The following is an 11,717-nucleotide window of genomic DNA, read 5'->3' as shown; positions in this document are numbered from 1 at the left end:
TCGATCGCTCGACCTTTCCCATCCATGCTGATCGCCACGTCTTGCGAATGCAGCAGCGACGTGAACTCGCGGCTGGTGAACTGGCTTCCCTGGTCCGTGTTGAAGATTTCGGGCTTGCCTTGTCGAAACGCATCTTCCAACGCTTCCACGCAGAAATCGACGTCCAGGCTGTTCGACAGCCGCCAGCTAATCACGTAACGACTGTGCCAATCCATAACGGCCGCCAGGTACAAAAAGCCACGCCGCATCGGCACGTACGTTATATCGCTGCACCACACCTGATCAGGCCGAGCGATCTCCAGCCCTCGCAGCAGGTACGGATAAACGCGATGCCCTTGCATGGCCAGCGTCGTGCGGCGTTTGGGCGAAAGGCCTTCGATCCCCATTTTCCGCATGAAACGCTGCACTTTCTTGCGATTGACGACGTGCCCTTCGTCTCGCAGAAAGTCGACCATCTGGCGAGAACCTCGCGCCGGACGGCGCAGATGCTCTTCATCCAGCAGCCGCATCAGCAGCAGATTCTCTTCGCTTTCGGGAACCGGATCGTAATACAAATTGCTGCGATGCAGACCAAGCAAACGACACTGCTCGCGAACGCTCAAGTCCGGGTTGTCGAAGTCGACCCATGTCCGAGCTTCACTCACCGTGCTGGGCCACTTTTTTTTTGAGCCATTCGAGCTCAACCTTCAAGCGACCAATCTGCTCGTACAACTCAGCGGCCTGAGGCTCGTCATTCTCAGAAGAACTCTTCGACTTCTGACTGCCATCCTCGAACACGCCTTCCGCCCCGTCGAGAAGTTGCTTCTTCCACAGGTTGATCTGCGTGGGATGCAGCTTGTGCTTCTGAGCCAGTTCGCTGATCGTGCTGAGCCCCTTGATTGCCTCCAACGCTACCTTCGCCTTGAAGGCCGCAGTGAAAATCCGCCGCTTCCGTGCCATCCCTCGCTCCCAGTTCATGACGGTGAATTTAATACACCAGTCTCACCGATCGGAGCGAGGTTTTCTATCTAAGCCCGTGGTCCGAATAATGGGGTCCACTTCACACCTCAGCGTTATTCCATACTGGGGCTTTGTTTTTTACCTGAATGCTTGCTGTTCCGCCTGCCCCCTTAGTGAATACTAGCGTATAGGACCAGGAATAGTGTCCAACGTTTTCACCGCAAAGAATAAGTGACGACCTGAACTGCGTCGTGAGATGCAAGTTTGCTCCGAGGGGAACAAGTTCCAATTCTTTCGTGAATTGCTCAGCGATGGCCTTCGGTTGACCGTGTACAATAGGGTCTGCTTCTCCAAACAGAAACCTTTTACCATCCTTAGTCTTGCCGTCTTGTAGTTGCACAGGGCTTATGATCAGGGCGAGCGCACTATGCAGTCTCTGCTCCAGCCACGATTTCCAGTAAGTAATCATCGTTCCAGCTGGCGTTTAAGCGGCGTTGGCGGATGCTCTGTTTGTCACCTTTATACTGCTTGAATAAAGATATTATCATGCGGCGTAGTAGTCCCAGGTTCTCCGCCCCGTGGTCCTTGCTCACTCGGCTGTGATCTTCATCGAACGTCACATCCAATACCCAGTGCAGCGAGTTTTCCACGCTCCAGTGCGAACGGACCGCCTCGGCGAATCGCTTCACCCCCATGCGATGGCTGCTCAGGTAACAGCGCACTTCGTCGAACGTTTTGCCGTCCCGCTCGGTGATGCGGACCACCATGCCAATCGATTTCAGCCCTGGCCAGGCATCGCGGCCCGGCAGGTTTTTAGGGGCTCGCATTTGATAATAAGTTCGCTCTTCGATTCGTCCGCGGTTGGTTTCCCGCGTCTGATAGGATCGGCACTTGTGGTTCTCGGGATCCTCCATTGCTTGAACGAAAGCTGCCTTCGTGGCGGTGTGAATCTGCTGCTGATTGCCCTTCAACGCCAGTACGTAATCGCCCCCTTGCTCATTGATCTGCCGGGCAATTTTCTTCTGGCAGCCCATCGCATCGATCGTCACCGTCGTTCCATTCAAGTCGAGCATCTTCAGCAGTTTGGGAATCGCGGTGATCTCGTTGCTTTTGGCGTCGACCGACTGTTGCCCCAGCAGCAGATGATTCTTGGCACTCCAAGCACTGACCATGTGCAAGGCCGCCTGGCCACTTTGGTGGTCGAACGACCGCCGCAAAGTCTTGCCATCGATGGCGATGATCTCTCCGCCTGTGGCTTCACTTACCGCCGCAATCCAGGCCGAAAAGCAGGCCTGAAACTCTTCAGGATCAAGCCGCGATATAACGCGCCGAATCGTGTCTCGACTAGGCGGCCCGGCCGGGAGTTTCAAAAACGTTTTCAGCCAGTCGGTCTTCGCCTGAGCGAACAGGCCAATATCTTTCCACCCTTCCGCCCCGCCTACCACAGCAAGAATCGTGATCACCACGATATCGAGCAATTCGTGCTGCTTGTTATCGGTCTCGATCCGCGGGTCGGTAAGCTCTTCAAAGCAATCGGCAATTCGGTCCATCATCACAGGTCTCCTTGAAAGAAGGCTCAACCTATGAGGCTAAAACATCTTGCGGCGCTTGTCACGCGCGGGGATAGTGGTGCTAGCGAAGTGCGCTGGCCCTGGAGCCAGTCCTGACACCTTTTCTTCTCAGCTACTTTGTCTACTCAAGCTTGAGTGTTGTAATGGGCACAGTATTAATTGAAATACGGGTGTGTGGCATAGCCATTCTAAGCTTATGCAACTCACTTTCTGACAGGTCTGCATCATTAATTATTAGGCTGGTAAGCTGATTCATCGAGGTCAGTGGAAGAAGGTCCTGATACTTGAATTGACTGACGCCGCTTCGCCCAATGGTTATACGCGTTAGATGCTTGGCATTGGTCGAAATTGCGTGAAGCTGTTCTCTTGAAAGGCTAGGACAGGAAACTCGTAATTCCTCAAGTTGCTCGACTTTCGCAAGAGCCGCCCAGTCTTCGACAGAGGACTCATGGACCCCAAGGGAAAGTTGTTGTAGTCCCTTGCAGGTGGCAATTCTCGCCATAAGTGGTCCAAAATCGTCATCATGAAAAAATATTGAAAACGACACCACTTTATCGAGTGTCTGCAAGAACTCGTATTCTTCGGAGCGTAGCCCGGTGGGAAATTCTACTGAAAGAACATCAATATCGCCTAGCTTTTGTAGCTCATTGAATCCCCTCGGGGAAATATCCATGGGCCAATTGTCGACCGCAGAGCCGATTCTAACATGTGTTTTGTTGGCGATAAGTTTGCATACGATGCCACCATTTCGAAGCGTTTCTAAGAATCTGGAATCATTCGTTTCTTGGGCAAGTGTGGACGAATAGACGATAATCAAATGCCATAAAAGAGCAATACAAAACAAGAACCGAATTCGATCGAGAAATTTTTGTCGTGAAGTTTTAGGAATCACCAAGACACCCCTCTGTGGTTACGTGTAGGCCTCGCCAGGATTGCGGGCAATGGCGATGTACGTTATTGCTTCGCTGGAACCCACTCTATCTTCGCCGCTTGGGTTGTTATACTTGTCACGTCGCCGGTCTTGGGGTCAAACTTTGTCACAACTGCATACGCCCATCTCCATTCCCCTATGTGTTCATAATTGCAATACAGTCTAGTGGTAAATAATGTGCCGTCCATTCTGGCTATGTATTTCTTCTGGTTTTGGGCCGCTTTTTTCTTTTTCTCGTCTTCGACAGCCTTTTCCCGATCCTTTTCACCCCACTGAACGGTATAAGTCCACCCTTTTTTCCCGTCCTTTGTTACTCCCTGTTTGGTGGATATATTCAGTCCACTGACAGAAATGCCTCGCGATGGAGTGTCTTGATAGGACAGCTTTCCGTTGGTCCAATGTTTTTCATCGGTTACCCAATCATCACGTACTTCGCCATAATGCGATTCCTGTTTTTGTCCTTGTACAAGTGTTTTAACAAAGTTCTGGCGTGTGGTAATGTAATATGTACTTGCCTTATCGTCATCGTCGGGAGTGTTCTTGGGCTCAAACCCGAAGTCAGCAACAACACCGTAGGTTAATTGTGCATTTGTGCTCGGTGTTCCTGGATACTCAATGCTATAAGTGAGTGTGTTACCATTGCGGGTCATATCGTCTTCGGAAAAGTACAGGTATGGACGATTAGGGTCAGGCATGATATGCAATTTGGCATCAAACGTTTTGACTGTTGCTGTTGCTGTTCCGACGCCCGCAATGTTCTTCGTCTCGTGTCCGGATGAGTCCAAGAAGTTGACCGGCGAATTACCGACATACCGGAAGAGGTTCTCATCCCTTGCCGCAAACCCAATTGGGTCTTCACTGATCCACCGCCCCACGGCCGAGTCATAATACCTCGCCCGGTTGTACTGCAGATCACTCTCTTCATCTCGTTCCCGCCCAGTAAACGCGAACAGGAAGTCCACTGCCGTGTTCGTTTCACTAACGATATTCCCGAACGAATTATAGGCCAGATGATTCTGAACTGTCGTCGTATCGGTGGAGTTGTCGTAATCGACCACATCACGGACCGTGCCGAGGTGATCGGTTAATGCCCAGAGGACATCCCCGGCGGATGACGTGCTGGTCACTTCTTCTGTGGCCAGGATTTGATCGACATTGGGGCCGTACATTAACCGGTCGGTCAGGTCGTCAGCTTCGTCGAACCGGAGAAGCATGTGATCACCGGCGGCACCTCGTTCTTCGCGGAGGCCATCGTAGATGTAGACTTCTTCGGTGGGGGTGCCTGATCCGGCGCCGTCGGCGTCGATGGTTTTTACGATGCGGCGGTTGAATACATCGTAGGTGTATTCGACCTCATGGGTGACCGTGCCGCCGCTGGTCTTCGTGGTGATGCCGATCAGGCGGTTGCGGTAGTCCCACTCGTATTCGATCACCTCGCCGGTAGAGATATTCGTTTTGGTGAGGCGGTTTCCTTCGTCGTCGTACGTGTAGTTGTACGTGCCGTCGGAGAGGATTTGGGTGTTGTCGCCGGTCGAGTAGCTGCCGCCAGTGCGGTTGCCGTTTTCGTCGTAGGTGTACGACTCGTCGGACGTCGTGCCGCTGCGATCGGCTCGGGTGAGCTGGTCGGTGTCGTCGTAGGTGTAGGTGGCGTCTTCGGCGGAGTAACCGGTAACCGTGAAATCGGTCAGGCGGTTCCCTTCGTCGTAGCCCCAGGTGTAACCGGCCAGCGTACTGGAGCCGCTGTCGGCGTGGGTCAGGCTGGTGATGCGATCGGCCGCGTCGTAGCCGTAGGTACTGGTTGCGACCAGTTCGGTTCCGGCCAGGTCGGCGTAGCGGCTGATGGAAGTGAACTGGTACGCATCTTCCGCATCGTAGCTGAAGTCGGCCCGCATTGCTCTACCCATTTGAGTGGTATGTCACGGGTCGAGTGGAGGAAAAAAAGAGTCCTGACACCTTTTCTTCTCTCTCGAACAACTCGATCAGATTTAAGTCTACGGCTGACCATCGATCTCTCTTGAGTTTAGTTTTCGATATTACGGCAGAGCTGCTGGCACGGAAAACATTACTTCCTTCCTGTTTCCTTTGTGCGATTCGATTACCAAACATCACGCTTCAGGATCAAGGACCGATAACGTCCTAAATACTGCGCGAATTTGAGAGCCAGCCCTGGCTCTGGTATGGATTTGATTACCAACATCAACCAACCAGAACCGAGGACTGACCATGACGAATGTACCAGAAGATCACTGCAGTGAAGAGATCCGGGATGTGATTCAGGTTAACGGCGACGCCGTGCGGGGGCATCTCGATGAGCTTGTTCGTTCGACCGTGGAGGAGACGCTGAACCAGATTCGATGTAAAGACGGACCAATTGTGCGGAGCGAAGCGTTACCAGCGGTCGCCCGATCGTGTTGAATCGTGGGCAGGTTCGTAGTCGCAGACGTTTCAAACCAAAGCAAGCGAACAAGCGTTGATGGATTCAGAGGTCCTTGTTCCTGTGCCCCTGAGAAACATAAGCCCAATTGCAGCACTAAAAGAAAGTGGAAAATGCTCTAAGGTTATAGACATCTTGAGGGAAGTGAGACTCATTCCTATTGATTAATTTGCGAATTTCGATGTCTGTTAATTTTCTTGACATAAAACCTCGTACTACATGTGTATTGCCGTTCTCTTCGCTAATCCAGATATCAATAATATCAAGGTGTAAAAATTCCGGATTAGCGACAGGGTCTCGGCGATCGATTCTTACAAACTTGCCAGAAAATGATGTAGATCGAAAGAAATACGGATCTGTGCCAGAGTATTCGATTACGTCCGGCGGCTGTAAAAGTTCGATGCGATTTGCCATGTAAATGCTCAAGCTTGCTCCAGCCGTTGCAATTACCGCAATCAACGCAACTGCGTATGCGATTTTCACTTCTGACCTTTCTTGAGATTGGTGTTTGAGCATGCTAAGGACCGACATATATCTAAATGCTATAAGCGGTTATTGGCCTAGTCTTTTGCAATTGCGCAGGGCAGCCGTTGCGTTTGCCTTCCCCATTCATGCCAGGAAAAATGACCATAAAGCATCGATGACTTCACGAAGCGGAGAAAATTGCATCTTCCAAAACGACTGTGACATGCAATTGCCCTGAAATCATGCGAACGTGACGAAGGGTCCTTTAAATTACAAGCAATGTAGTCGACGACTCGCTTTCGTACAATAATTCCGATGGCGTCGCAAGGCCGTTTTTGCTGTGTGAAAATAGTGAGCAGGCTACACTGGCGCCGGAGAGAACTTCGCATCGGGGGGCGGGGGCACCTGTTCGTATTTTTTGTAGCCGTTGTGAATGTCGTATTTGCCGTCAGGCCGGGGATAGATATCCGCGTTCGCAACCTCATTCCCTAGGACCAGCTGTGCATCTTTGACATAGGCTTTGAACTGTATCTTGGCCTGCAGCTGAACGTCGTACAACCAGTCCAATAGCTCCTTTTTAGCTTGGCCCGGAGTACTTCTCCATACCGGTCCGACGGAATCTATCAGTGATCCTTTGTGTGACACTGGGTCTATATACTTTTCGGTTGCTAGTTTGTAAATCATCCGTCTCTTTGCTTCATGGTCGCGTATGTCGGTCACGCCTTTGTTTGTCCATACCATTGGTGTCTGGTTTTTGTCCTGTGGTGTTGGCCAGTATACGTTATCGCTTGGTATCAGTGTGCCAACCTGTACAACCATCCTTGTGGCACGATATATGATTGCGCATTGCTTGTCTTCCGACTCCAGTATGACATGATCCTGCAGGTTGAGGTCGATTTCAGGCACGACCTCCTGCGGACGACTTGACCCATTGATGTCGGCGTCTATGAGGCGGCCTGTGAATGCCGTGAATGTGACCCATCTTCTAAAACGATTAACAATGGCATTGGTGCTTTCAGTTGTTATGACTTCGCTATAACCTGTATGCCCAGAAGGGTCTACTGAATAAGTTGGGCTGCCGTATGTGTATCTGTATAAGTTGTCGTCAAGTGCGGCAAACCCAATCGGATCCTCGCCACTCCACTTCCCAATCGCTGCGTCGTAGTACCGTGCCCGGTAGTAATACAGCCCGCTCTCTTCATCCGTCTCCCGTCCCGTAAACCCGAAGGCAAACTCCACCCAGGCACTCGTTTCGCCCGCAATATCCCCATAGGCGTCGTACACAATGTGATTCTTGACCGTTGTCGTGTTAGCCATTACGTCATACGTGACGACGTCTCGCACGCTGCCCAGGTGATCGGTCAGCGCCCACAGGACTTCCCCATCCACCAGCAAGCTGGTGACGTCTTCTTGCGCTAAGATTTGATCGACATTTGGACCGTATAGCATCCGCTGGGTCAGGTCGTCGTTTTCATCAAAGGCCAGTAGGATGTGATCCCCAGCGTTGCCCCGCTCTTCCCGGAGGCCATCGTAGATGTAGTTTACTTCCGTGGCGGTGCCTGCTCCGGCTCCGTCGGCGTCGATGATCTTACCAATACGGCGGCCGAAGATGTCATAGATGTAGTCGACCGAGTGCGTCACGACACCCACGTTGTTCTTGGTGACGATACTCACCAGACGGTTGTGGTAGTCCCACTCGTATTCGATGACCTCACCGGTGGAGATATTCGTCTTGCTGAGGCGGTTCCCTTCGTCATCATACGTGTAATTGTACGTGCCGTCGGAGAGGAGTTGGTTATTATCGCCGGTCGAGTAGCCTGTGTTCGTGCGGTTGCCGTTTTCGTCGTAGGTGTACGACTCGTCGGACGTGGTGCCGCTGCGATCGGCTCCGGTTAGCTGGTCGGTGTCGTCGTAGGTGTAAGTGGCGTCTTCGGCGGAGTAACCGGCAACCGTGAAATCGGTCAGGCGATTCCCTTCGTCGTAGCTCCAGGTGTAACCGGCCAGCGTGCTGCTGCTGGAGTCGGCGTGGGTCAGGCTGGTGATCCGATCGGCCGCGTCGTAGCCGTAGGTGCTGGTTGCGACCAGTTCGGTCCCGGCCAGATCGGCATAGCGGCTGATGGAGGTGAACTGGTACGTATCTTCCGCATCGTAGCTGAAATTGGCCCGCTTCTCGGCGACCACGTTGCCGCCTGCTTGCGAACCTTGGGTGACCTGAGTCATGCGGTTCAGGTAGTCGTAAGCGTAGCTGTTGACCAGATCATCGGTGCCGTCGATCTCCGCGGCCAGGCCAGTGCGGCGGCCGAGGGCGTCGTACGTTTCGTCGATCACCACGTCGAAGCCAAGAGCGGCCAGGTCGTGCTCGGTGCTGGTGTTGCGGCCGAGGTTGTCGTAAGTGAATGTGTAGGTCGCGTCCGGATCGCTGGCTTCCGTAAGCTGCGAGGCAGCGTCGTATTTGTAGGTAAGATACCGATCGTAGGAACTACCATTCCACCATCTCTCAACGGTGCGACGCTGCAGGTTGTCGTACGAATAACGCGTCACACGCCCATTGCGGTCGGTGTAATAAGTGAGGTTCCCGGCGGCGTCGTATATGTACTTTTGTTTCTTCCCTAGTTCATTTGTGTTGGTGAGCATCCGATTAAGGGCATCGTACGTCCAAGTGGTCGTGTTGTCCTCCGGATCGGTCAGCGTGAGACGATTACCGTTGCCGTCGTAGGTGTACGTGGTCTGGTCCCCTTCGGCGTCCGTTTTCTGGACGAGTCGACCGAGGCCGTCGTACGCGTAGCTGGTGGTGTTGCTAAGGGCATCGGTCTCGCTCGTTTGGCGGCCAACGGCATCGTAGGTGTAGGTCGTCGCGGCGGCCAGGTCGCTGCCGTTGGTGCTGGCCTGTCCGACACCGGTAAGCTGCACCTCGAACGTCGATTCATCGGCGTCGTCGTTGTTGATGGTGAGGGCAACCGAGTAGGAGGCGACCGAAGTGGGGGTGAACTGAATGGTGATCGTGGTTGACTTGCCTGCCCCGATTTCCGCGTCCGAATAAGAGATAATCTTAAAGTCGCTAGGGAGCGTCATCGAGCTGATGGTCAGCGGGCTATCGCCGATGTTGGTAATCTCGAAGGTGCGGATCGCCGAGTGCCCGACGTCGACCGTACCGAAGCTGACGGTAGAGGCGTTGTCGGTCAGAACTTGGCCGGACAGAACGCCGTCGGTGACCACAATTTCTGGTCCGCCCGATGCCGTGCCGGTGGCCCCGGTGCCGGAGCCAATTCCGGAAGCAACGCCCAGGCCGACGTCATCGGGATCGGCCTGAGTGACGGTGACGACGCGTCCGAGGTTGTCATATACGTAGCTGGTCTTGCCATCACGGGTGATGGTAGCCGCCAGTTCGCCGTCGCTGTTGTACTGGGTGAGGGTCACCGGGGCGAGCTGTGGGCCTGCCCCATCGGGATCAGGTTCATACATCGCAATCTGCCGACCGAGGGCATCGTAGGCGTAGACGGTCGTCCCGCGCGGATCGGTCATGGTCACCATCATGCCGGCCGAGTTGTAGGTGTAGCTGACCGTCTGCGACTCGGCGTCGGTCACGCTTTCCAATTGGCCATGGACATTGTAGGTATACGTGGTGACAGGAGCCGTTTGCGGACCAGCTCCATCCGGATCAGGCAAGGTCTCGGTTAGCCGGTTTCCGCGACTGTCGTACGTGTAAATATAGATAGGCGTTCCCAATGGCCCTGCTCCATCTGGATCGGGAAGAATCTTCTTGAGGAGAAGTCCATCCTCGTCGCGGATGTAATAGGTGACATTGCCGAGGGCATCCGTTTCTGAGTTGATGTTGTGGAAGCGATCGTAATCTCGCACGATCTCCACGCCGCGAGAGTCGATGGTTGTTTCAACGGGGAGTCCTCCCCATAAGGATGACTGCTGCTGGGAGGTGTATTGCGTTTCTTCTCCGCCTGATTCCGTAACCGAAGCAAGGCGTCCTGTCGAATCGTAGGTGTAGGTCGTCACTAACGTACCAGGGCCGGTCCTGGTTGATAGTCGGCCATTTCCATCGTACGTATAGGTTCGAACCGGAGTCGCCTAGTTTTTTCAGGAACGCAAGATATTCTTCGCGATGTTCAATTCGCAACTCGACAGAGTAATAGCCGTCGTTTGCAAATTGGTCCGAGAGGCTTACGATCTTATCAAAGGCTCGGTCGACACCCTCGGTCTCGCCGAGGGCGATTTTCGCGCGAGCATATTCGCTTAGCAGGCGTAGACTTGCCGGAGCGAATTTTCCGACAAGGAGTGGCTTCTTATCGATCCCACTCTTCGCTATCTCAAGAGCCTTTTTGTGATTACCTGCTCGGTTTGCACATTCCGCCACAACACTTGTCAGAAGTGCCGCAGCCCCCAACTGCGATTCACCTTGTGAGTCGTATAATTTAATCGTCGCTTCCCCTATTTCAACTGCTCGGTCATACATGTTTCTCTGGGAATATAGCTTGGTGAGGATGTCGCACGCTTCGCGGTAATGGTAGGAATTGGTCATCGATTGCTTTTGAAGGATATCCCTGACACCCAGAGCAATTTGTGTGCCTTCAACAAGACCTGCGGGGCTTTTGTCTAGCAACAGAGACCGTGCAATACGAAGCTGAGCATCAATGACGAAGTAATCACCTTCCTCGAATAATGACTTACCCAATTCTAAGGAGCGTCGATGGTGCTGGCATGCATTGCCAAAGTCGCTTTGCGTATCACAGATATAGCCACGAATTCTGGCTTGCATATATTCGGCAAACTGTTGTTTACGCTCGCCTGAAAACGCGTGCCCCTGCTCTAGGCCGTCGAGCATGTATTCAGTTTCCGGCACATCAAGATGTCGATGCTCGTCCGAACTTCTCGCCGTGATATCGCGTAGCTCACGATAAATCGCGAGTAACTTATCAAGGTCGAGCATCAGCCAAGCCTCCTTGCTGGCATTCAGCAGTCGCCCTTGCTTCTGGTACAGCGTCTCTGACTCGTCTCCCCAGCCAGCGGAAACCAGCGTGAAGACCAGAAGCAATGAAACCAACCCGAGACGCATAGCCACTTCTCCCTACAATCGCAACGCCCTCGATAATGTGAACTTGCAGCGGGGCAAAAAAGTTCAATTCAATTGTCATTGAAGCTTTCAGGCTGTAATTGTGGCGTTCTTAAAGATTTTCAGCCAGCCTGACAAGAGAAAAGCGGCTTGCTGACCACGCCGTGTACCTGCATCCCTGCTGATCTGTGGCTAAAATGCGAGGTGCGTCGAACAATATTAACCTCCTATTCTCGCCGGTTCCTAGCAGGCGGTTGAATTTCTCAGATCGGCCCCGTTATTGAAACAGAAAATCAACAGACTGCTCGGCGTGAA

Annotated in this window: 8 protein-coding genes and 1 pseudogene; 1 reads left to right on the top strand and 8 read right to left on the bottom strand. The window is 53.0% G+C overall.

The genetic code is table 11. The features are described 5' to 3' along the window. From DTL42_RS01385 to DTL42_RS01360, 5 genes are all read right to left on the bottom strand, one after another. Positions 1-644: IS3 family transposase (locus DTL42_RS01385; RefSeq protein WP_114366917.1), on the bottom strand; the 644-nt coding region annotated here is incomplete at its 3' end. Further along, complete coding sequence (locus DTL42_RS01380) at positions 637-939, bottom strand: transposase (RefSeq protein WP_158545184.1); 303 nt, start codon at positions 937-939, stop codon at positions 637-639. The genes DTL42_RS01385 and DTL42_RS01380, both read right to left, overlap by 8 nt. Before the next feature lie 425 nt (positions 940-1,364). Then, the gene (locus tag DTL42_RS01370; protein ID WP_114366914.1) at positions 1,365-2,492 is read right to left on the bottom strand and encodes an ISAs1 family transposase; all 1,128 of its coding nucleotides are present in this window, start codon (positions 2,490-2,492) and stop codon (positions 1,365-1,367) included. A 139-nt stretch (positions 2,493-2,631) separates the two neighbouring features. Continuing rightward, positions 2,632-3,402, bottom strand: a complete 771-nt coding sequence (locus tag DTL42_RS01365) for a hypothetical protein (protein WP_147274124.1) — start codon at positions 3,400-3,402, stop codon at positions 2,632-2,634. Between the two features lie 62 nt (positions 3,403-3,464). Beyond that, positions 3,465-5,333, bottom strand: a complete 1,869-nt coding sequence (locus DTL42_RS01360) for an RHS repeat-associated core domain-containing protein (RefSeq protein WP_114366912.1) — start codon at positions 5,331-5,333, stop codon at positions 3,465-3,467. Between the two features lie 331 nt (positions 5,334-5,664). Between DTL42_RS01360 and DTL42_RS01355 the strand changes: the two are divergent. Continuing rightward, a pseudogene (locus tag DTL42_RS01355) lies at positions 5,665-5,872 on the top strand (IS256 family transposase); the annotation flags it as partial. Between the two features lie 99 nt (positions 5,873-5,971). Here the strand turns inward: DTL42_RS01355 and DTL42_RS01350 are convergent. The 3 genes from DTL42_RS01350 to DTL42_RS25935 form a co-directional block, all read right to left on the bottom strand. Further along, positions 5,972-6,358, bottom strand: coding sequence for a hypothetical protein (locus DTL42_RS01350; RefSeq protein ID WP_147274123.1), 387 nt, complete (start codon positions 6,356-6,358; stop codon positions 5,972-5,974). Positions 6,359-6,700: 342 nt separating this feature from the next. Next, positions 6,701-10,348, bottom strand: a complete 3,648-nt coding sequence (locus DTL42_RS01345) for an RHS repeat-associated core domain-containing protein (RefSeq protein WP_114366909.1) — start codon at positions 10,346-10,348, stop codon at positions 6,701-6,703. Beyond that, positions 10,230-11,279 carry a hypothetical protein gene (locus DTL42_RS25935; protein WP_147274122.1) on the bottom strand — a complete coding sequence of 350 codons (1,050 nt, stop codon included), beginning with the start codon at positions 11,277-11,279 and terminating at the stop codon, positions 10,230-10,232. Before DTL42_RS25935 ends, DTL42_RS01345 begins: the two co-directional genes overlap by 119 nt. Positions 11,280-11,717: the final 438 nt, after the last annotated feature.

The sequence above is a fragment of the Bremerella cremea genome (assembly GCF_003335505.1).
GTDB lineage: Bacteria > Planctomycetota > Planctomycetia > Pirellulales > Pirellulaceae > Bremerella > Bremerella cremea_A.
This window is presented reverse-complemented; position numbering and strand designations above follow the sequence as displayed.